Annotated in this window: 18 protein-coding genes, 1 tRNA gene and 1 pseudogene; 14 read left to right on the plus strand and 6 right to left on the minus strand. The window is 73.7% G+C overall.

Annotation, left to right across the window (positions count from 1 at the left end; all coding sequences use genetic code 11):
- Nucleotides 1-557: 557 nt before the first annotated feature.
- From AMK24_RS25745 to AMK24_RS25755, 3 genes are all read left to right on the plus strand, one after another.
- Nucleotides 558-2,081, plus strand: a complete 1,524-nt coding sequence (locus AMK24_RS25745; RefSeq protein ID WP_242435255.1) for an MFS transporter — start codon at nt 558-560, stop codon at nt 2,079-2,081.
- A 115-nt stretch (nt 2,082-2,196) separates the two neighbouring features.
- On the plus strand, nt 2,197-2,490 hold the full coding sequence (locus AMK24_RS25750; protein ID WP_073771260.1) for an ArsR/SmtB family transcription factor: 294 nt from the start codon (nt 2,197-2,199) through the stop codon (nt 2,488-2,490).
- Nucleotides 2,487-2,879, plus strand: a complete 393-nt coding sequence (locus AMK24_RS25755; protein ID WP_073771261.1) for a VOC family protein — start codon at nt 2,487-2,489, stop codon at nt 2,877-2,879. The genes AMK24_RS25750 and AMK24_RS25755 overlap by 4 nt, the downstream gene beginning before the upstream one ends.
- Here AMK24_RS25755 and AMK24_RS25760 read toward each other — a convergent pair.
- A complete protein-coding gene (locus AMK24_RS25760; RefSeq protein WP_073771262.1) occupies nt 2,860-3,582 on the minus strand; it encodes a 3-keto-5-aminohexanoate cleavage protein in 723 nt (240 codons plus the stop codon). The genes AMK24_RS25755 and AMK24_RS25760 overlap by 20 nt on opposite strands.
- 637 nt (nt 3,583-4,219) lie before the next feature.
- On the opposite strand from AMK24_RS25760, the gene AMK24_RS25765 reads away from it, so the two are divergent.
- The 5 genes from AMK24_RS25765 (at nt 4,220) to AMK24_RS25785 (ending at nt 9,258) form a co-directional block, all read left to right on the plus strand.
- On the plus strand, nt 4,220-6,388 hold the full coding sequence (locus AMK24_RS25765) for an ATP-binding protein (RefSeq protein ID WP_079190639.1): 2,169 nt from the start codon (nt 4,220-4,222) through the stop codon (nt 6,386-6,388).
- A gap of 114 nt (nt 6,389-6,502) precedes the next feature.
- Complete coding sequence (locus AMK24_RS25770; protein ID WP_073771264.1) at nt 6,503-7,003, plus strand: roadblock/LC7 domain-containing protein; 501 nt, start codon at nt 6,503-6,505, stop codon at nt 7,001-7,003.
- Nucleotides 7,000-7,356, plus strand: a complete 357-nt coding sequence (locus AMK24_RS25775; RefSeq protein ID WP_073771265.1) for a DUF742 domain-containing protein — start codon at nt 7,000-7,002, stop codon at nt 7,354-7,356. Before AMK24_RS25770 ends, AMK24_RS25775 begins: the two co-directional genes overlap by 4 nt.
- Complete coding sequence (locus AMK24_RS25780; RefSeq protein WP_073771266.1) at nt 7,337-7,951, plus strand: GTP-binding protein; 615 nt, start codon at nt 7,337-7,339, stop codon at nt 7,949-7,951. Before AMK24_RS25775 ends, AMK24_RS25780 begins: the two co-directional genes overlap by 20 nt.
- Nucleotides 7,948-9,258 carry a cytochrome P450 gene (locus AMK24_RS25785; RefSeq protein ID WP_073771267.1) on the plus strand — a complete coding sequence of 437 codons (1,311 nt, stop codon included), beginning with the start codon at nt 7,948-7,950 and terminating at the stop codon, nt 9,256-9,258. Before AMK24_RS25780 ends, AMK24_RS25785 begins: the two co-directional genes overlap by 4 nt.
- A gap of 107 nt (nt 9,259-9,365) precedes the next feature.
- On the opposite strand, the gene AMK24_RS25790 is transcribed toward AMK24_RS25785, so the two are convergent.
- The 4 genes from AMK24_RS25790 to AMK24_RS35235 all read right to left on the minus strand — a co-directional run bounded on the left by AMK24_RS25790 (nt 9,366) and on the right by AMK24_RS35235 (nt 15,467).
- Entirely contained in the window at nt 9,366-10,517 is a 1,152-nt protein-coding gene (locus AMK24_RS25790) for a cytochrome P450 (protein ID WP_242435256.1), read from the minus strand.
- A gap of 249 nt (nt 10,518-10,766) precedes the next feature.
- Entirely contained in the window at nt 10,767-11,672 is a 906-nt protein-coding gene (locus AMK24_RS25795; RefSeq protein WP_073771269.1) for a cellulose-binding protein, read from the minus strand.
- A 298-nt stretch (nt 11,673-11,970) separates the two neighbouring features.
- The gene (locus tag AMK24_RS25800) at nt 11,971-14,484 is read right to left on the minus strand and encodes an SUKH-4 family immunity protein (RefSeq protein ID WP_384737911.1); all 2,514 of its coding nucleotides are present in this window, start codon (nt 14,482-14,484) and stop codon (nt 11,971-11,973) included.
- 5 nt (nt 14,485-14,489) lie between these two features.
- The gene (locus AMK24_RS35235) at nt 14,490-15,467 is read right to left on the minus strand and encodes an SMI1/KNR4 family protein (protein WP_073771271.1); all 978 of its coding nucleotides are present in this window, start codon (nt 15,465-15,467) and stop codon (nt 14,490-14,492) included.
- A gap of 236 nt (nt 15,468-15,703) precedes the next feature.
- On the opposite strand from AMK24_RS35235, the gene AMK24_RS25810 reads away from it, so the two are divergent.
- Together AMK24_RS25810 and AMK24_RS25815 are read left to right on the plus strand one after the other, a co-directional pair.
- Entirely contained in the window at nt 15,704-16,228 is a 525-nt protein-coding gene (locus tag AMK24_RS25810; protein WP_073771272.1) for a YwqJ-related putative deaminase, read from the plus strand.
- 10 nt (nt 16,229-16,238) lie between these two features.
- Complete coding sequence (locus AMK24_RS25815; protein WP_073771273.1) at nt 16,239-16,739, plus strand: SUKH-3 domain-containing protein; 501 nt, start codon at nt 16,239-16,241, stop codon at nt 16,737-16,739.
- A gap of 90 nt (nt 16,740-16,829) precedes the next feature.
- Here the strand turns inward: AMK24_RS25815 and AMK24_RS25820 are convergent, their stop codons facing one another.
- Nucleotides 16,830-18,152 (minus strand): sensor histidine kinase, encoded by a 1,323-nt coding sequence (locus AMK24_RS25820; protein WP_073771274.1) that lies wholly within the window; start codon nt 18,150-18,152, stop codon nt 16,830-16,832.
- Nucleotides 18,153-18,397: 245 nt separating this feature from the next.
- Here AMK24_RS25820 and AMK24_RS34910 point away from each other — a divergent pair.
- The 4 genes and pseudogenes from AMK24_RS34910 to AMK24_RS25830 all read left to right on the plus strand — a co-directional run.
- Nucleotides 18,398-18,673: pseudogene (locus tag AMK24_RS34910) on the plus strand (hypothetical protein); the annotation flags it as partial.
- A tRNA-Gln gene (locus AMK24_RS34000) sits at nt 18,674-18,746 on the plus strand. It begins immediately after the preceding pseudogene.
- Between the two features lie 109 nt (nt 18,747-18,855).
- Complete coding sequence (gene glmU / locus AMK24_RS25825; RefSeq protein WP_073771275.1) at nt 18,856-20,304, plus strand: bifunctional UDP-N-acetylglucosamine diphosphorylase/glucosamine-1-phosphate N-acetyltransferase GlmU; 1,449 nt, start codon at nt 18,856-18,858, stop codon at nt 20,302-20,304.
- A 119-nt stretch (nt 20,305-20,423) separates the two neighbouring features.
- Nucleotides 20,424-21,401, plus strand: a complete 978-nt coding sequence (locus AMK24_RS25830; protein WP_073771276.1) for a ribose-phosphate diphosphokinase — start codon at nt 20,424-20,426, stop codon at nt 21,399-21,401.
- Nucleotides 21,402-21,408: the final 7 nt, after the last annotated feature.

Below are 21,408 nucleotides of genomic sequence, written 5' to 3' on the forward strand. Positions count from 1 at the left end.
CCCGCCCCCCTGCGACGAGCCATAGCGGCGACGTAAGAAGAGGCTAAGGAAACGGCCCCCGTCCCCACGTCCTCCGCCGGGAGGAACGGGCCCTGGCCGCTGTACGGGTGCGCCCCCTAGGGGAATCAGCCTTCGGGCGGACACGGGGTCAGGGGCACGCTTCGGCGACGCGCCCGGCGGCGTCACCGCCCGCCGCGGACATTCCCCGCCCTTCTCGGCCCCTCCCCTCCCGCGCGCGTGGGTGAGACAGTGCCTCCGAGAGATAGGTGCATAGGGAAGGAAACTTGGTGGACGGCACGGACGGCACGGACAGCAGGAGCGGGGCCGAGGCGGGCGGCACGGGGGCGGGCACGGACGCCGCCGGGGCCGCCCCGGACCTGAGCACGGGTCCGGACGCAGCCGTGGAGACGGCATCGGGCACGGAGACGGGCCCCGGTCCGCACACCGCCCCTCGCCCCGCCTCGGAGGCCGTCCCGGAGCGTGCCGCGTCCGCCGTTCCGCCCGCCGTCCGCGCCACCACCACGCCCCGGGGCCGCCGCCCCGTCGTGGCGGCGCTCATGCTCGGCATGGCGCTGGCGGCCATCGACGGCACCATCGTCTCCACCGCCGTCCCCCAGATCGTCGGCGACCTCGGCGGCTTCACCGTCTTCTCCTGGCTCTTCTCCGGCTACCTGCTCGCCGTCACCGTCACCCTCCCCCTGTACGGGAAGCTCTCCGACACCTTCGGCCGCAAACCGGTCCTGATCGCCGGGATCATCCTCTTCCTGGTCGGCTCCCTCCTCTGCGCCGCCGCCTGGAACATGGCCGCGCTCATCGCCTTCCGCATCGTCCAGGGCCTGGGCGGCGGCGCGCTCCAGGGCACGATCCAGACCATCGCGGCCGACCTCTATCCGCTCAAGGAACGGCCGCGCATCCAGGCGAAGTTGTCCACGGTGTGGGCGACGTCCTCGGTCGCGGGCCCGGTGGCCGGCGGGCTGCTCGCCGGATACGCCGACTGGCGGTGGATCTTCCTGATCAACCTCCCGGTCGGAGCGGTCGCCCTCTGGCTGGTCGTCCGCCACCTCCAGGAGCCCGCGCGCCCGCACCCCGCCACGCGGCCCCGGGTGGACTGGGCGGGCGCGCTCGCCGTCTTCGCGACCGGGGCCCTGCTGCTCACGGCGCTCGTCCAGGGCGGCGTCGCCTGGCCGTGGTTCTCGGCGCCCTCGCTCGGCCTGCTGGGGGCGAGCGCGGCGCTGGCCGTGCTCACGGTCGTCATCGAGCGGCGGGCGGCGGAGCCGATCATCCCGGGCTGGGTGTGGCGGCGGCGGACCATCGCCTCGGTCAACCTGGCGCTCGGCGCGATGGGGCTGCTGATGGTCGCGCCGACCGTCTTCCTGCCGACGTACGCCCAGTCGGTGCTCGGTCTCGGGCCGATAGCCGCCGGGTTCGTGCTCTCCGTGATGACGTTGAGCTGGCCCGTCTCGGCCGCCTTCTCCGACCGGGTCTACAACCGGATCGGCTTCCGCCGGACCGCGATCGTCGGCATGGGCGCGGCCCTGCTGATCCTGCTGGCCTTCCCGCTCCTCCCCTACCCCGGTGAGGCCTGGCACCCCGCGCTGCTGATGCTCCTGCTCGGCGCGGCCCTCGGCCTCTTCCAGCTCCCGCTGATCGTGGGCGTCCAGTCGACGGTCGGCTGGGCGGAACGCGGTACGACGACGGCGTCGGTCCTCTTCTGCCGCCAGGTCGGCCAGAGCATCGGCGCGGCGCTCTTCGGGGCCATCGCCAACGGCGTCCTGGCCGCCCGCCTCCTCGACGCCCCGGTGGACGGACTGCCGGGCGACCTGGACGCGGTGGCCCGCGCGCTGGAGGACCCGGACACCGTCTCGTCGTCGGCGGCGGCGGAGTACCTGCGCCGGGCGGTGGACGCGGCGGTGGACCACGTCTACGTCGGGGCCGCCGGAGCCGCGGCCCTGGCGCTGCTCGCTCTGATCACCCTCGCCCCGCGCCGCTTCCCGGTCATCACGGAGCCGGCCGAGGCGCCCGCGACGACGACCGCCCCCGAACCGTCGGGAGCGACCGGCCGACAGGACACCTCCTCCTGAGGGCTGTCCCGCCAGGGATCGCGGGACGGCCCTCAGCCGCCCCGCGGAAGCGGCATCACCCCCTCGGCGGCGCCCCGCCTTGATAGGCAAGTCACCACTTGCCTATGGTGGAGCCATGGCGGACGATGTCTTCAAGGCCCTGGCCGACCCCACGCGACGCCGCATCCTCGACGGTCTGGCGGAGCGGAACGGCCAGATCCTGTTCGAGATATGCACGCGACTGGCGTCCGGGCACGGCCCGGGCCTGTCCCGGCAGGCGGTGAGCCAGCACCTGGCCGTCCTGGAAGCGGCGGGCCTGGTCATCACGCGTCGCGAGGGCCGCTACAAGTTCCACGACCTGAACACCGAACCCCTTGAGCACATCGCCGGCCGATGGCTCGGGCCGAAGGCACCGGAGAGCACTCCATGAGAATCAACCTGACCAGCGTCTTCGTCGACGACCAGGAGAAGGCCCTGCGCTTCTACACGGACGTCCTCGGCTTCCGGAAGAAGCACGACGTCGCGATCGGCGGCGAGGACCGCTGGCTGACCGTGGTCTCGCCCGAGGACCCCGAGGGCGTCGAACTCCTCCTGGAACCGGACAAGCACCCCGCGGTGAAGCCGTACACGACGGCCCTGGTGGAGGACGGCATTCCGGCCACCGCCTTCGCCGTGGACGACGTACGGGCGGAGTTCGAACGGCTGAGCGAGCTCGGCGTGCGGTTCACCCAGGAGCCGCTGGAGGCGGGTCCCGTCACCGTCGCGGTCCTCGACGACACCTGCGGCAACCTGATCCAGATCATGCAGACCGCCCCCTGACGATCGCGCGGGCCGCGCCGACCAGAGCGGCGTTGTCCGGGGCGGGGGAGCCGTCGGGCAGGCGGAGGACGTCCTCCAGGCCGATCCGGGTGTCCAGCCCGCGGGAGGCCGCGAGGCGGAGTACGGGCCAGGCGGCGGCCTCCTCCCCGTGCAGGAGGACCGGCGCGGCGGCCGGCGCGAGGGCGTCCAGCAGGCGGGCGGCCGCGCGCACCGCTTCCCGCGGGTCGGCCTCCGTGGTCTCGGCCAGGACGCGCAGGACCCGGCCGGCCCCGGGCCAGTCCAGGAAGCGCCGCGCGGCGGGCGTACCGGAGTAGACGCCGGCCTCGACGCCGACCCCCCGGCCCAGGAGGGCCTCGGCCACCTCCGGGGCGCCGTCCTCGTGCCAGTTGACGGAGGCGTGGTCCGGGAGCACCGTCCAGGCCCGCACCCGCTGGGCGCGGTCCCGGGGGTCCGCCGCGGCCCACGCCCCAGTGGTGACCCCGACCGGGACGCCCGGCACCGCCGCCCGGACCGCCTCCACGGCGGCGGCGACGGCCTCGGGCTCCAGTGTGTCCCGGCCGTCGCGGTCCTTGGGGTGCAGATGGACGTCCTCGGCGCCGGCATCGACGGCATCACGGGCCGCCGACGCCAATTGACGGGGCGTCACCGGCAGGTGGGCGCACTCGGCACGGCTTCGGGCGCCGTTGAGACAGACCTGGAGCATGACACCATCCTCACAGGCCACCCCCGGGACCACGCCGCGGGCCCGGGGCCACGCCGCAGGGCCCGCCCCCGCACCGACCGCCACCCTCGTGGCCGCCCCCAGCCCGGGCGCCGTCGTCCGCCGACGCGTTTCCGGCGCTCCCCCCGCAGCGGGGGCCCGTTCCGTTTACCGGTGCCATCGTGCACGTACCGGTGCCATTGCGGAGGTACCGGGCCACGGTGCTGACCGATATGATCCGGCAAGGCTTTTCAGATTGGCCGAAAAATAATCCTTGGCGCGGGCCGTTCACGCGTCACCGCTTCCGCGCCGAGGCCGCTCGGCCGACTATCGCCCATGCCCCGGCCATTTCCCCGGGGCCTATTCCCGTCCGGGGCCCGCCACCGCCGCGCACCGTCTCGCGAATACCACAACAGCCGCACCCTGCTGACCACTTCCCGTCAAAATCACTCTGCCTACGGACTATGCCGTCGACCGGATCATCCGTCGCATGAGCATGTCTACGATGTGGTCAACCCCTGACAGGAAAGATTGCTTCCGCTTGCTCCGATTCCGCTGCACTCAGGCGATCTGCGCCTTTTCGGGGCGGCCGCACATCTTTCGCATACCTTCCGCTCGGTAGATCTGAGGGACCGCATCCATGCCGAAACCCGTACCAGCCAGTCAGCGGCGGCGGCCGATGAACGCGCCGAAGGCGACGCCGGCGCCCCTGGTGGCCACGCTGTCCGTGACCGCCGTCGCCGGAGCCGTGGCCGCGGTCCTGGCCCCGCCCGGGGCGCGCGGCTGGGTGGGAGCGGTGGCGCTCACCGCCTGGGTGGTCCTGGCGGTCGCGCTCACCACCGCCCACACCGGCGCCCGCCGCGCCCAGCGCGCCGCCTCCGCCCGCGCCGAGGAGGCCGAACAGCTCAAGGCCGCGCTGTCCGCGCTCGAAACGGACACCGCGCACACGGCCGACGTGGCGCTGCCCGCCCTGATCCAGCTGGTGCGCGGCGGGACGGAGGCCGCCGACGCGCTCGGCCAGATCCCGCTGCCGCGCAGCCCCCGCCAGCGCAAGCTGTTGCACCTCCTCGCGACCACCGTCGAGGGACAGGAGCGGCAGACGGCCGCGCTGCGCGCCGAGAGCACGCGGGTCCACGACGAGATGGGCGCGGAGAACGCGCGGCTCCGCGAGGAACTGCACGCCCTGACCTCCGAGGTGGAACGCTTCACCCGCGACACGCTGCCGAACGCCGTCGCCCGGCTCCGTGAGGGCGAGTCCGGCGCCACGGTGCAGGCCGAGGTGTACCTGCCCGAGCAGCGGATGCTGCGCGCCTGCGTCGAGGCCGTGCTCCGGGAACTCGCGCTCGGCGAACGCCGTGCTCTCGCCGCGCAGACCGCTTCGGCCAAGGCGCTCAGCCGCGTCCAGGCGAAGTCCGTCAGCATGCTCGCCGATCTGCGCACCATGCAGGAACGTCACGGCGAAGAGGTGTTCGGGGATCTGCTGAAGCTGGACCACAGCACCTCGCAGCTCGGTCTGATGACGGACCGGCTGGCACTGCTGATGGGCGGCCGCCCCAGTCGCGCCTGGAACCGGCCGATCGTGATGGAGAGCATCCTGCGCGGCGCGGTCGGCCGTATCGCCGCCTATCAGCGGGTGCGGCTGCACTGCTCGTCCAACGTCTCCATCGCCGGTTTCGCGGCCGAAGGCGTCATGCACCTGCTTGCCGAACTCATGGACAACGCCGCGAACTTCTCGCCGCCCATCGACGAGGTGCACGTCTACGTCGAGGAGCGCGGCACCGGAGTCGTCGTCACCATCGAGGACAGCGGCCTCAAGATGGCCGAAGCGGCGATGCGCCGCGCGGCGGACTCGGTCGCCGGACGGCTGACCGACCTGGCGACCCTCCAGGGCACGCGCCTCGGCCTCGCCGTGGTGGGCCGGCTCGCTCTCAAGCACCGCATCAGCGTCAACTACCGTCCGTCCTCGCGGGGCGGCACCGGTGTGGTCGTCCTGCTGCCGAGGCACCTGATCGCGCAGGAGGCGCGCGACGGCCACCCGGCCCCCGCAGCCGTCTCCGCGGGCGCGTCGCCCTCCCGCACGCCCCTGCCCGCGCCCGCCGCCCCCGCCGCGCCCTCGCCCGAACTCCCGCCGGCGTCCGAACCGTCGCCCGTGCCCGACGCGGCGCCCGCGGCGCCGTCCGCCGCCCCCGCGCCGCCGGAGGTCCACACCCTCCCGGCCCCCGCTCCCGCGGCGCCCGCGCCCCTGGACTCCCCCTCCGCGCCCCCGGCCTCCCCGTACGCCTCGCGAACGCCCGCCCACGGACTCGACCTGGGACCGGCCCGGGCGCCGGGCCGGGCGGTTCCCCAGCGACCGGCCCCGGAGCCGGCGCCCGCCCGGGGCCCGGCCCACGCCGCCCCGCCGCCCCCGGCGCCGGCCGACGACCGGCTCGTGTTCCGTCCGCGCGCGGCCGAGCCGCCGGCGGCCCCCCGCCCGGCGGCGGCCTCCACCCCCGGCGGACTGCCCGTCCGCACGCCCGGCCGCACCATGAGCGAGGCCGAGCGCGGACGCCACCGCGGCTCGCCCGAGCCCACCGCGTCCGCGGGCCCCCGGGGCGACACCCCGCGGGCCGTCCCTCCCCGCAGCGCGGGCCAGCAGTTCGGGGCCTTCCACCGGGGCAGGCAGCCCGGGCCCCGTGCCGCCGAGGAGCCGGGCGCCCGGACCGCCGGGACCGCCGGGTACACAGGGAACGCAGGGAACGCCGGAGACACCACGGCCGGCGGCGCCGACGGGCCGGAGGCCGGGACCGTACCGCCGCCGTCCGCGCCGTAGCCCGGAACGCCCATCCGCAGGGTGTCCGGTCCGCCGGACGCGCTCGCTCGATCATCCGAGATTGGAGGTACGGGCCGTCGGCCGCTCGCCGGCGTCGCGGTCCCGTCACTCATCATGCAGACCACAGACAACAGCCTCACCTGGCTCCTGCAGAGGCTGCTCGACCAGACCCCCGGTACGCGGCACGCCCTGGCCCTGTCCCGCGACGGGCTCAAGCTCTGCTGGAGCGAGCACCTGACGCTCGACCAGGCCGACCAACTGGCGGCCATCTGCTCGGGCATGCAGGCGCTGGCGCAGGGGGCCTCCATCGAGTTCGGCGACGGCTCCGGCGGCGTACGGCACTCGATGACCGAGTTCCACGGCGGCCTGCTCTTCATCGTCGAGGCCGGCGAGGGGGCGCATCTGGCGGTCGTCGCCACGGAAGAGGCCGACCCCAGCATCGTGGGGAACCAAATGACGCAGATGGTCGAGCAGATCGGCGAACACCTCCGCGCCGCGCCGCGCGCCGCCGCGCCCTACTCCCCCCGGCACCGCGGCACCGGCCCCGTGCCGAGGAGCGCCGTACCGGGAGGCACGTCGCCCGGGAGCGGTACGTCCCCGGGGAGGGAGTCGTGACCCGCCGGCCCGTCGACACCGGGTCTCCCGACCGGCTCTACACGGTCACCGGCGGACGCAGCCGCGCCGCGGACTCCTTCGACCTCGTGACCCTCGTGGTCAGCGAGTGCCGGCCCACCGCCGGCATGCAGTCCGAGCACGCGCGGATCCTCGACCTGTGCACGCACCCGACCGCCGTCGTCGAGATCGCCGCCGAACTCTCCCTGCCGGTCACCGTGGTGCGCATCCTCCTCGACGACCTCCACGTCATGGGCCGGATCACCGCCCGCCACCCCCGCGCGGCCACCTCGGCCGCCGCGCTGCCCGACTCCGAACTGCTGATGGAGGTGCTCCATGGTCTCCGGAAGCTGTGAACTGCCGGCCCAGCGCACACCGCTGGCCGACGCGGCCGAGACCGGTCTGAAGATAGTCGTCGTCGGAGGGTTCGGCGTCGGCAAGACCACGCTCGTCCGCTCGGTGAGCGAGATCCGGCCGCTGAACACCGAAGAGGTCATGACCCAGGCGGGCGTCGGCGTCGACGAGACGAGCGGAGTCGACGGCAAGACGACCACCACGGTCGCCTTCGACTTCGGCCGCATCAGCCTCAACGAGCGGATCGTGCTGTACCTGTTCGGCGCGCCGGGCCAGGAACGGTTCTGGTTCCTGTGGGACCGCCTGTTCTCCGGCACGCTCGGCGCGGTCGTCCTGGTGGACACCCGCCGGATGGACGACTCCTGGTACGCGATCGACCGGCTGGAGCACCACGGCACCCCGTTCGTGGTGGCGGTCAACCGCTTCGACGACGACGTCGCCCACTCCCTCGACGAGATCCGTCAGGCCCTGGCGCTGCCCGAGCACGTCCCGATGGTCGACTGCGACGCCCGGGTCCGGAAGTCCAGCAAGAACGTACTGATCACGCTCGTCGACCATCTGCGCACGATGGCCATCGCCCGGGAGACGACACCATGACCACCTCCGACCCCTCCTACGACTTCGCCCTCGGCTCGTCCTTCGACCCGGCCCCCGAACCCGCCCGCCCCCCCGCCTCCGCCTCCGGCTGCCCGGTCGGCTCCGGTGCGGTGCGCCTCGCCGGCGCCTCGTACCAGCAGACGCCCACCGAGCTCTACCGGTCGCTGCGGCGGGAGCACGGACCGGTGGCGCCGGTCCTGCTGGACGGGGACGTTCCGGCCTGGCTGGTGCTCGGCTACTCCGAGCTGTCCTACGTGACCACGCACGACGAGCTGTTCGCGCGGGACTCGCGCCGCTGGAACCAGTGGGACGTCATCCCGCCGGACTGGCCGCTGCTGCCGTTCGTCGGATACCAGCCGTCGGTCCTGTTCACCGAGGGCGACGAGCACCGGCGCAGGGCCGGGGTCATCACCGAAGCCCTGGAGGGCGTGGACCAGTTCGAGCTGGCGCGGGACTGCCGGCGGATCGCGGACCGGCTGATCGCCGGCTTCTCCGGCAGCGGCCGGACGGAGTTGATGCACAGCTACGTCCACGCCCTGCCGATGCGGGCGGTGGTGCAGATGTGCGGTATGCCGGTGTCGGGCGACGACACCCAGCGGCTGGTGGACGATCTGCGGATCTCGCTGGACGCCGGCGAGGGGGACGACCCGGTGGCCGCGTACGGGCGTGTCGGGGACCGGCTGCGCCAACTGGTCACGGACAAGCGGGCGGCCCCCGGGCCCGATGTCACCTCCCGCATGGTGACGCACGAGGCGGGCCTCACGGACGAGGAGATCGTCCAGGACCTCATCTCGGTGATCGCGGCCGCCCAGCAGCCCACGGCCAACTGGATCTGCAACACGCTGCGGCTCCTGCTGACCGACGAGCGCTTCGCGGTGAACGTGTCCGGCGGCCGGCTCAGCGTCGGCGAGGCGCTCAACGAGGTGCTGTGGCTGGACACCCCGACGCAGAACTTCATCGGCCGGTGGGCCGTGCGGGACACCCAGCTCGGCGGTCGGCACATCCGGGCCGGCGACTGCCTGGTCCTGGGCCTCGCGGCCGCCAACACCGACCCGGAGATCTGGCCGGAGTCGTACGTCGGGGCGGAGAACTCCGCGCACCTGTCGTTCAGCAGCGGCGAGCACCGCTGCCCCTACCCCGCCCCGCTGCTGGCCGACGTGATGGCCCGTACGGCGGTGGAGACGCTGCTGGAGCACCTGCCGGACCTGATGCTGGCGGTCGAACCCGAGGAGCTGGCCTGGCGGCCGTCGATCTGGATGCGCGGGCTCTCGGAACTGCCGGTGCAGTTCAGCCCGGTGGCGCAGTAGGGCGCGCACCCCTTCGCCGGGGGCGGCGGCGGACCGTGCCCCAGCGCCCGGGGGCGGCGGACCGTGCCCCTTCGCCCGCGGGCGAAGGGGCACGGTGAGGGGGCCGGTCAGCCGGAGACCGGCGTGAACCGGACCGGCAGGCTCTGCGGCCCCCGGGTGAAGACGCCGTGCTCGACCGGGACGAAGCCGTCCGCCGCCCGCAGGTCCGGCATGGCGTCCAGCAACTGGCCGACCCCGATCTCCACCTCGGACCTGGCCAGCAGGGCGCCCACGCAGAAGTGCCGGCCGAGGGCGAAGGCGAGGTGGTCGGCCGCCGCCGAGAAGGCGTTCGTGGCGGACAGGTCCTCGCGGAAGATGTCGAAGGTGTCGGGGTCGCGGTAGCGCTCCTCGTCCCGGTTGGCGGAACCGATCAGGCAGGTCACCGTGGAGCCCGCCGGTACGGTGCCGCCGCTCAGCTCCACGTCCGTCGCCGACTGCCGCATGATCATGTGCACCGGGGGCGTGTAGCGCAGGGTCTCGGCGAAGGCACGGGCTATCAGGCTCCGGTCGGCGCGGACCGCCTCCAGCTGCTCGGGGTGGGCCAGCAGGTTGGCGAAGATCCCGGCGATGGCCTTGTCGGTGGTCTCCCCGCCGGCCGCCAGCAGCAGGCTGCAGAACGCCTTGACGTCCTCGTCGCTCATCCGGACCCCGTCGACCTCCGCGGTGCACAGCGTCGACAGAAGGTCGTCCCCCGGCTCCTCGCGCCGCTTGCGGATGATCGGCAGCATGTAGGCGGCGAACTCGACGCGGGTGCGTTCGCCCGCCCGGGCCACTTCCTGATCGCCGGAGAGGTTTCCGAGAAAGGCGATGACGGCCGTATACCACCCGTGAAAACGTTCGTAGTCGGACTTGTCCAGTCCCAGCATGTCCGCAATGACGTTCACCGGAAAGCGGGTGGCGTAGTCGGCGACCAGATCCACGGAACCGGAGTGCCGGAACCCGTCGATCAATTCGCGCGAATTGCGCTCGATGACCGGCAAGAACTTGTCCCGCAGGTCGCTCCCCCGGAAGGCGGGCGCGACCAGGGCCCGGCGCACGGCGTGTTCGCGCCCGCTGAGCTGGAGAATCGTCCGCCCGTGCACGGGTTCGATCTGCCAGTCGTAGTTCTCGGTGGTGAATTCACCGGCTTTGTCCTTGAAGACGCGCTCGACGTCCTCGTAACGGGAGACGATGTAACTCCTGGTGGCCTCGTGCCACAGGAGCGGCGCATTCTGCCGCATGCTGCGATATGCCCGGTACGGGTCGCTCTCGAACTCGGGCGACAGAATGTCCGGCACGGTGACCGACATGAACCCTCCCTGCTGAACGGGGAAATGGATACGTGTGAACTGAACGCTTCCATCTGTTCCCCGGAACACGGGTTCGTCAAGGGTTGCCGCCCGTTGCGACCGGCCCGGCTCCGGCGTCGGAGCCCCCGGTGCGGAGGGGCGGCCGCCCCTCCGGGGGCGCGCCGCCGCGGCCCGAGCCGCTCAGTCCTCCGGCCCCTCGCCCGACGACGTCACCCGCCCCGTCAGCGCCGCCAGCGAGCTGCGCACATGCGCCATGTGGGCCTGGACCTCCTCGCGGCCCTCCTCGTGCTCCCGCAGGATCCGCTCCGTCTCCCGGACCACCCGCTCCTCCCGGACCCGGGCCTCGGCCAGCAGCTCCGCCGCCCGCGCCTCCGCGTCCTCCTGGCCGTGCCGGGCGGCCTCCTGCGCGGCGGCGAGCTTCCGGCCCGCCTCCGCCAGCAGCGCCTCCGCCCGCCCGGTCAGCTCCGCGTGCCGGGCCTCCAGCGCCGCCTCCTCGGCCGCCAGCTCCGCCTCGACCGCCTTGCGGCGCTCGGCGTGCTCCTGCTCCTGGTGGGCCAGCACGCTCGCCGTGCGCTCGCGGGTCTCCGCCATCGCCGCGGCCGCCGCCGACCGCACCTCCTCGGCGTCCTGGCGGGCCGACGCCAGCAGGTCCTCCGCCTCCCGGACCGCCGCCGCCACCCGCTCCTCGGCCGCCAGCTCGGCCGCCGCGCGCACCTCGGCCGCCGCCGCGCGCGCCGCCTCCCCGGCCGCCCGGCCCGCCGCCTCTGCCTCGTCCCGCAACGCCTGGCCGGCCTCCGCCGCCCCGGCCTCCAGTGCCCGCGCCTCCTCCTCGGCCAGGGCCAGAATCCGCCGCGCCCGCTCCCCCAGCTCCGCGTAGTCCTGCACGGGCAGCGTCGCGACGGCCTCCGCCAGCCGGGCCGCCTCCGCCCCCAGCTCCTCCACCCGGTCCGCCAGGCGGGCGACCTCGGCGAGCGCCCGGTCCCGTTCGGCCGTCAGCTCGGCCGTCGCCCGGTCCACCTGGTCCGGACGGTAACCACGCCCCCGCAACCCGACGACGTCGTACGCGGACACCGGTCCAGCACTCATCCCTGAAGCCTCTCTCCGAGCAACCGACTCACCGACCCGCACCTCCACGGACCCACGGACGCGTTCCGCCGGATCACGATCACGACACTCCGCGATACGTCAAGGATGCGGCAATTCGTGTCGGAAGTCGGAATCGATCAGCGCCATTCAGGCCGGAAGCGATCGGCATCACAGATCCGGGCGAACCGGCATCACCCGTGCACCGGGCCCGCCCACAGCGAGGCGCCCGCCCCCTCCCGGGACCGGGCGCCTCCCCCAGACCGACGGAATCGAGCCGCCGGAACAGACCGCCGGACCGTCAGATCAGGCCATCCCACATCTGCTCCAGCAGCACCGACCACCAGCTCTCCGGCGACGCCAGCGCCGCCGGGTCCAACGCCACCAGCTGTGCCTGGAAATCGACGGTCCAGCGCCCCGCCTGCTCCGGGTTCAACCCGAACCGCAGCCGCCACATCCGGCCCAGCAGCGCCATCGACCGCACGAACTCCGGCAGGCCGGTGTTCACGAACTGCGGCGGCGCCGACTGCCCGCCCGGCCCCGCCTCCACCGGCACGGCCACGATGTTCGCCGTCCCGTACTGCACGCAGATCGCCTTGCCGAAGTCCGTCCCCATCACCAGGTACGACCCCGCGTCCGGCGCGGCCTGCACCTGCCGCTGCGCCGCCAGCTCGGCCAGGGTGGGCACCACCGGCTGACCCGGCTGCGCCCAGAAGAACGGCCCGAAATCGGCGGGCAGCCCCGCCCACACCAGGGTCAGCGCGACGACCTCCGGCACCCCCTGGCGGGACACCGCCCGCTGGTCGAACCGCAGGACGCCCTGCGGCCCGAACGCCTGCGCCAGCTCCTCGGCCACCGCCTCCGGCGGCAGCGCGGGCGCGGGCGGCATCTGCGGCAGCGGCGCCCGTACCGGGGCGGGCCGGGCCGGGCCGTCCGCGACCTGGTGCAGCTCGCCCTGGTGCGTCAGCAGGTGCTGCATCCCCTGCTGCCGGCTGGCGTGGTCCGTGCCGTACGGGGCGACGCTGGTGATCCGCACCTGCGGCCAGGTCTCCCTGATCATCCGCGCGCAGTAACCCCCCGGCAGCTCACAGGACTCCAGCTCCGTGTGCAGCTCGATGACCTGCTGCGGCGGCACGTTCATCGCCCGCAGCTCGTGCAGCATCTGCCACTCGGGGTGCGGGGTCCCCGGCGCCGAGCGGCGGATGAGCTGCTGCTCGCTGCCGTCCGGCGCCCGGAACCGCAGCACGGCCTGGTAGCCGGGGCCCACGGTCGGCCGACCGGTGGGCTGCTGCGGATAGCCGTACGCCGGGGGCGGCGGGGTGTGCGCACCGGGCGGCGGCAGGGGCCCGCCCGGCGGCGGACCGGGCGGACCCGGCGGCTGCGGTACGGACCCGGGGGCCCCGCCCGGCGGACCGACCTGTCCCGGGGCCGCGAACATCGTCTCCGCCTGGTGCACCCCGCCGGCCGGAGGAGGCGTGGCGCCCGGCGGCGGACCGGGCGGGCCCGGCGGCCCGGGCGGCTGAGGCGCACCCGGAGCCCCGGGCGGGCCGGGCGGCTGCGGCGCCCCCGGGGCGCCCGGCGGCCGGGGCGGGCCCGGCACGCCCGCGCCGATGCTGCTCCCGTCCGCGAGCATCGTCGCGGCATGGTGCACCCCGCCGCCCGGAGGAGGCGTGGCGCCCGGCGGCGGACCGGGCGGAGCCGGCGGACCGGGAGGCGGCGTGGCGCCCGGCGGACCGGGCGGAGCCGGAGGGGCGGCCCCGGGCGGGCCGAGCCGGGAGACCAGCTGCGTCGGTACGTACCCGCCCGCCGGAGCGCCGGGCGCACCCGGGCCCGAGGGCGGCGGCGTCGCACCCGGCGGCATGCCGGGGACTCCCGGCGCACCGGGCGGCGGCGGGGTGGACGGGCCGCCCCCGCGCGCCCCGCGCGGCGGCACCGCGGCCTTGCTCGTGGCCGCGTCGGCGATGCCGTCCGCCGCCGGGGCCCCCTCCTCCGGCCGGAGCGCCGGAGCGACCTGCGTACGCGGCAGCCCGCTGCCCCCCGCCATCAGCGCGGTGGGCGCCTCCGCCGGGACCACCGGCGGCGGGGCCTCCTCGTCGTCCGTCCCCGACAGCGGCGGCGCGAACACCGTCGCGGGCAGCGGGACCGCCCCGTCGTCGGAGTCGGAATTGGTGTCCGTACCCGCCCAGGGGGTCGCCCCGGCGGGCACCCCGTCCGAGGCCGTGGGCTCGTGGCCCCCGGCCCCGCCGGCGGCGGGCCACGACGCCGCGGAGCCACCGGCGGAGGGGGCCGCGAAAGCGGGGGGAGGCGTTCCCCCCGCGGCGGGCGCCCCGCCCGGCGCCGCCGAGGACGAGGGCCCGGACGAAGCCGCGGGCGGGGACGGCTCCGCGGAGTCCGCGGACTCCGCGTCCGCCGCCCCGCGCCGCTCCGCCCGGTGATCCGGAATCCCCAGCTTGTCCGCCGCCTCCTGGAGCCACTCCGGCGGCGTCAACAAGAACGACGTCTGGTTCAGATCCACCCGCTGCGGCGGCTCCGGCGCAGCCTCCGGCGCACCGGCCGCGATCCCGTACTCCTCCTCGTACCGCCGGATCACCTCGCCCACCGGCAGCCCCGGCCACAACGTCGCCTCACCGCTGTCCCGGGCGATCACCAGCCGCTGACGGCCCCCGTCCGAGACGGGGCCCTCCGGCCGGTCCTCGGCCCACACCACGAAACCCAGTTCGAACTCGCGGACCCGCACCTCACGGTGCTGGTACGCGGGCACGTCCCCGTTGACCCACTCGTCCGCCCGCTCCTGCGCCTGCGCGAAAGTCACCACCGCGCTCACCCCTCCACCGGGACGACGCGCGCGAAGCCGCCGTCCACCATCAGGTTCGCCACGGTCTCCAGCTCCGGCGGATTGCCCGCCAGCCGCTGCAGGAACGCGTCGAAGTCCTCACCGCAGGGCAGCAGCAGCCGCTCCACACGCTCCTGGACACTCCAGCCGTCCCGGTCCCGGGCATCGTCGTACGGGCAGAACCACACCGAACCCGGACGCTGACCGCGCACCTTCACCGCCAGGATCCCGCCCTGGACGAACGCCACGCCCAGGTAGTCCTTGGTGAAGTGGTCCCGCAGGCACTTGTTCACGTACACCAGATCGTTCATCGCGGCCTCGTCACGCACCGTGAAGAACGGCTGGTCCACCAGCAGCCCCAGCTCGGCGTCCAACGCCGCGCCCACCGGCGCCGAACCGCCCGCCGCCTTCAGGAACGAGCGGTACGCGCCGGGCAGCCGGTACCCGAGGTCCTCCTCGACCCCCTGCACCTGCTGCTCGCTCACCGCGACCGCGCCCTTCGGCAGCCGGAAGTGCGCCGGACGGGTCTCCTGCAACGGGCGCGTACCGCGCCGGTCCTGGTCCACGTCCGTACCCGCCAGCCCGCCGTGATGACGCAGCAGCGCCTTCACCTCCACCGGCACCAGCTCCATCCGCCGGCCGCCCGGCACGTGGTGCCACGTCCAGCCGTGCGGGGTCGCCACCGCGGGAATCGTGTCCCACAACTCGTGCCCCGCCGCCGCCATCGCCGCGTTCGCCGACACGTAATCGGTCAGGCGCAGCTCATCGACACCGAAGCCCGGGGGCGGATCGGCGATCTCCGCCGCGGCGCGCGCGTACGGCGAGAACACCGGGCGGCCGCCCCCGTCCATCCGCACCCCTCCGGGGTGGCGGGAGGCCCGGACCGGGTCCGGGAAGTTCACGACCTGCCCGGCGTAGGCGGCGTTCGGTGGCGCGGCTTGCTGCCCGAGCCGACCTGTCGTCATGGCTGTTGCCCCCTGCTGCGTCCGGTGTTGCGCACAGCCTAAGCGGTGGGGCGTCAGGGCCCCCCGGGTCCGCCGGTACCGTCACCAACGGTCACATCCACGTGACGGTGAGGCGACGGCCGGGCCCCTTCGGACGACACGCGGGCACGTTTCCCCGCCCCCGCTTCCCCACCACCCGGCACATTTGGCAGGCTGTCCCCGCAACTCGGGGGATTGCAGGGAGGGACGTCAGCACGATGCAAACCGCACAAACCGTCACATCAGGGGATCCGCGCCTCAGCTGGAGCAGCACCGAGGCCAGCCGCACCCCCCGCCTGATCCACCGCCGCGACGGGATCCTCCCCGCCGTGGCCGCCGCGCTGTCCGTCCGCGGGGAGACGCTGACCTGCACCGCCGGCAAGGGCGACCAGCCACCGGTGCTGCACCCGCTCGTCCAGGACTTCCTCGACACCCTCACCAGCGGCCAGCGCGAACGCTTCACCGGCCGCTGCCCCGAAGCCATACTGCTCTCCCGCCGGCTCACCGCCGCCGAGAGCGGACGCTCCAAACGCGCCCAGCGCAAACCCCTCACCAACGGGGAGGCGCGGCGCGCCCTCAAACACTCACGGATCACCGCCCGCCGCATCCGCGAGGACGGCGACCCGCTCCACGGCAGCTACGCACCGCCCTGCCGGTCCTGCTCCGCGCTCCTGTCCCACTTCGGCGTACGCCCCGTCGACCTCACCACCACCGGCGCCGCGACCACCGCCGAGAAGGGCTGACCGCCCACCGATGCACGACCGCCAGCAGCACACCTCCACCACCCGCTTCTCCGTCGCCGTCGACGCCGCCCTGCGCGGCGCCGGCTGGCAGCCCGGCCGCTGGGACATCCGCCAGGCGGAGGAGTGGGCCGACACCCTGCGCTCCCACGCCTCCCCCGCCGGCCACCGGCACGCCGTCTTCCCGGCGGCGGTCGAGGCGTGGGCGGAGTTCGGCGGCCTCCACATCACCGCCTCCGCCGCCGGCCGCCACATCGCGCCCGCCACCGTCCACATCGACCCCCTGAACGGCCTCCACCTGGCCCGCACGCTCGGCGACCTCGGCCGCGCCCTGGAGACCGAGGTCAGTCCGCTCGGGTCGGAAGGCGGGGAACAGGCGGTGCTGGCGATCGACGCCGAAGGCCGGGTCTACAGCATCGACCACACCGGCGACTGGTTCCTGGGCCAGGACATCGACGAGGCCCTGGCCACCCTCGTCACCGGCGTCCAACCGTCCCGCCTGACCTCGGCGTAAGCGCGGCGGGCCCGCCCGGCGCCCGCGCGGGGGCCTGCCGCCCGGGCCCCCGCGCGGGTGCGGACGGGCCGACACCCACCGGTCCGGCCGTCAGGCGTCCGCACCGCAGGGGAGCACCGCCGACACCCGGAAGCCCCCCGCCTCGGTCGGGCCGGACACGAAGACGCCCCCCAGCCCGAGCACCCGCTCCCGCATCCCCACCAGTCCGTTGCCCCCGCTCGGCAGCCCCGCGTCCGCCACCGCGACGTCCGAGGGGCCGTTCTCCACCTGCATCGCGACCTCCGCACCCCGATGCGCGAGCCGCACCCACGTCTTCGCGCCCGCCGCGTGCTTGTGCACGTTCGTCAGCGCCTCCTGCACCACCCGGAACGCCGTCTGCTCGACCTCCGGCGGATACGGCCGCGCCTCCCCGTCCACCGACAGCTCGACCACCATTCCCGCCTGCCGCGACTGCGCCACCAGCTCCTCCAGCTCCCGCAGCCGGGGCCCCTCCTCCGACGCGACGCTCGCGGCAGCCGCGGCGGCGGCCTTCCGCACCGACGCCAGCGGAACCCCGCCCGCCGCCGCGGGCGCCGTCAGCGCCTCCCCCGTACGCAGCACCCCGAGCATCTCGCGCAGCTCCGTCAACGCCTGGCGGCCCATGTCCCCCACCAGCGCCGCGTTGCGCACCGCCTTCGCCGGGTCCTTCGGCGCGACGGCCTGCAGGGCGGCGGCGTGCACCACCATCAGGCTCACCCGGTGGGCGACCACGTCGTGCATCTCCCGGGCGATCCGGGTCCGCTCCTCCGTACGCGCCCACTCGGCCCGCTCCTCGGCCCGGTCCGCGAGCAGCGACAACTCCCGCTCCAGCGAATCGGCCCGCTCCCGCAAGCTCTCCATCAGCCGGCGCCGGGCCCCTATGTAGAGGCCGAACAGCACCGAGGGAGCCGTCAGCCCCACCGCCATGAAGACCGACATCAGCGGGACGTACCAGTCCCCGGGGCCGAAGTCCGCCTGCTCCGCCACGCTCTGCCGCAGCCGCACGTACGTGACGATGAACGTCCCCGTCAGCGCCATCCCCGCCAGCACGACGGTGATCCGGCGCGGCACCTCCGACGCGGCCAGCGTGTACAGGCCCACGAGGGTCATCAGGAAACCCATCTCGGCGGGCGTCATCGCGATCGTCACGAGCACCACGGCGATCGGCCACCGCCGGCGCACCAGCAGCACCGAACCCGCCAGCAGTCCGATCACCACGCCCACCGGCGCCGGCATCCCGGCGTTCCCGGCGAACTCCACCCCCTCCAGGCCACACTCCAGCGCCGAGACCAGCGCCAGTCCCACGTCCAGGGCGACACTCCGCCGCCGCTCCCACCACCAGTAGCCGCGGGTGGTCGATCCCGCCGCCTCCCGGTCTGCCCCCGTTGCGGTCATGGCATCCAGCCTAAGGGCGGACGCACCTCGATTCCGGGGGACCGGCAACAGCACGCGCCGCACTCGAACAAGCACGAAACACCTGCCGATCGCCCGAAATGGCGAATCGCCCATGCTTTCGACCCGGACGTTCGCATTCCGGACGACGATCCCCGTATGACGGAAACCACAAGTACGTACGCCGACTTCGAGGGCTTGCGCGCCCGGGCGGCGGCGCTGCCCCGGGAGGGGTTGAGCGTCCGGCACGCATCGGCATCCACGAAACGGCAGACGCGGCGGAGGCCGAGCGCTTCCGGTCGGAGCTCACCGGGGCGCCCCGCTCCGACTTCATGAAGACGACACTCGAGAAGCACAACCCGAAGACCGACCGCAAGAACACTCGCGAGGCATATCGCGGCCGTCTCGTCGTCCACGTGACCAAGAGCGCCGAGCTCTGTCGTCGCGTAGAAGGCGCTTGGTACGGCATAGTGTTGGGTGCCGATCCGACAGGCCGACACAATGTCCGGTTCAGTCGGAATTGATCCCCCATGGTGTAATCAGGCAGCACTGCGGTTTTTGGTACCGTCTGTTCAGGTTCAAATCCTGATGGGGGAGCTCCTGCACGCGGGCCCCGACCACACCGGTCGGGGCCCGCCCCCGTTTCCGGCGGAAACACCCCCGGTATCCTGCGGATGACCACCACCCGAAGCCGAAGGGCACATCCGTGAGCGCAACCAGCCCGGCAGCCGTCGTCGTCCTCGCAGCGGGTGAGGGCACCCGCATGAAGTCGAAGACCCCCAAGGTCCTGCACGAGATCTCCGGGCGCTCGCTCGTCGGACATGTCGTCGCCGCCGCCCGTGAGCTGGACCCCCAGCACCTCGTCGTGGTCGTCGGCCACGCCAGCGAGCAGGTCACCGCGCACCTGAACGCCGGCGACGCCCCCGTCCGCACAGCCTTCCAGGCCGAGCAGAACGGCACCGGGCACGCCGTCCGCACGGGGCTGGAGGAGCTCGGCGGGGTCGTCGACGGCACCGTGATCGTGGTCTGCGGCGACACGCCGCTGCTGTCCGGCGAGACGCTCGGCGCGCTCGCCGCCACCCACGCCGCCGACGCCAACGCGGTCACCGTCCTGAGCGCCGAGGTCCCCGACTCCACCGGTTACGGGCGCATCGTGCGCGACCCGGCCTCGGGCGCGGTCACCGAGATCGTCGAGCACAAGGACGCCACCGACGAGCAGCGGGCGATCCGGGAGATCAACTCCGGGGTGTTCGCGTTCGACGGGCGGCTGCTGGCCGACGCGCTGGGCAAGGTGCGCACCGACAACAGCCAGGGCGAGGAGTACCTCACCGACGTGCTCTCGATCCTGCGCGAGGCCGGGCACCGGGTCGGGGCGTGCGTGGCGGGCGACCACCGCGAGATCCTCGGCATCAACAACCGGCTCCAGCTCTCCGAGGCGCGCCGGCTGCTGAACGAGCGGTTGCTGGAGCGGGCGATGCTGGCGGGCGTGACCGTGGTGGACCCGGCGTCCACGCTGATCGACGCGACGGTGACGTACGAGCGGGACGCGGTCGTGCACCCGGGGACGCAGCTGCTGGGGACCACCCACCTCGCGGAGGACGCCGAGGTGGGGCCCAACACGCGGCTGAAGGACACCGCCGTCGGGGCCGGGGCGCGGGTGGACAACTCCGTGACGGACTCGGCCGAGATCGGTCCGGGGGCGTCGGTGGGCCCGTACGCGTACCTGCGGCCGGGAACCCGGCTGGGGACGAAGGCCAAGGCCGGGACGTACGTGGAGATGAAGAACGCGACCGTCGGCGAGGGGACGAAGGTCCCCCACCTCAGCTATGTGGGGGACGCGACGATCGGCGACCACACCAACATCGGTGCGGCGAGCGTCTTCGTGAACTACGACGGGGTGGCCAAGCACCACACGACGATCGGTTCCCACTGCCGTACCGGTTCGGACAATATGTTTGTGGCACCCGTCACGGTCGGGGACGGGGTCTACACCGCCGCGGGGTCGGTCATCACCAAGGACGTGCCCGCGGGCTCGCTGGCCGTGGCGCGGGGCCAGCAGCGGAATATCGAGGGTTGGGTGGCCCGGAAGCGGCCGGGCAGCGCCGCCGCGCAGGCCGCTCAGGCGTCGGTGCGGGAGACCGACGGGGAAAGCTGACCGGAAACAGGTGCGCCGGTGACGGCGTACCGTGATAGATGCTCACCCCATTTCGGCTGGCTCGTTGCACATCGGGACCATGCGTGCGGCGCCAGATACATGTCTGAGGAGACTGTGCTGTGACCGGGATCAAGACGACCGGCGAGAAGAAACTGATGCTCTTCTCCGGCCGCGCCCACCCCGAGCTTGCCGAGGAGGTCGCCCATCAGCTGGGAGTCGGTCTCGTGCCGACGAAGGCGTTTGATTTCGCCAATGGTGAGATCTATGTGCGGTTCCAGGAGTCGGCACGTGGCGCGGACTGCTTCCTGATCCAGAGCCACACGGCTCCGATCAACAAGTGGATCATGGAGCAGCTGATCATGCTGGACGCGCTGAAGCGCGCGTCGGCCCGCTCGATCACGGTGATCGTGCCGTTCTACGGGTACGCCCGTCAGGACAAGAAGCACCGGGGCCGCGAGCCGATCTCGGCCCGTCTGGTGGCGGACCTGATGAAGACGGCGGGTGCGGACCGGATCCTCACCGTCGATCTGCACACGGACCAGATCCAGGGCTTCTTCGACGGCCCGGTGGACCACCTGTTCGCGCTGCCGATCCTGGCGGACTACGTGGGCGCGAAGGTGGACCGTTCCAAGCTGACGATCGTCTCGCCGGACGCGGGCCGGGTGCGGGTCGCCGACCGCTGGTGCGACCGGCTGGACGCGCCGCTGGCGATCGTGCACAAGCGCCGCGACAAGGACGTGCCGAACCAGGTCTCCGTCCACGAGGTCGTCGGCAACGTCGAGGGCCGGGTCTGTGTGCTGGTCGACGACATGATCGACACCGGTGGCACGATCTGCGCCGCGGCGGACGCCCTGTTCGCGCACGGGGCGGCGGACGTCATCGTGACGGCGACGCACGGCGTGCTGTCGGGTCCGGCGGCGGACCGGCTGAAGAACTCGAAGGTGAGCGAGTTCGTCTTCACGGACACCCTGCCGACCCCGGGTGAGCTGGAGCTGGACAAGATCACGGTGCTCTCGATCGCGCCGACGATCGCGCGTGCGGTGCGCGAGGTGTTCGAGGACGGTTCGGTGACGAGCCTCTTCGAGGAGCAGGGCTGACCGAGGT

Origin of the sequence: Streptomyces sp. CB02366, assembly GCF_001905905.1 — a bacterium.
Taxonomy (GTDB): domain Bacteria; phylum Actinomycetota; class Actinomycetes; order Streptomycetales; family Streptomycetaceae; genus Streptomyces.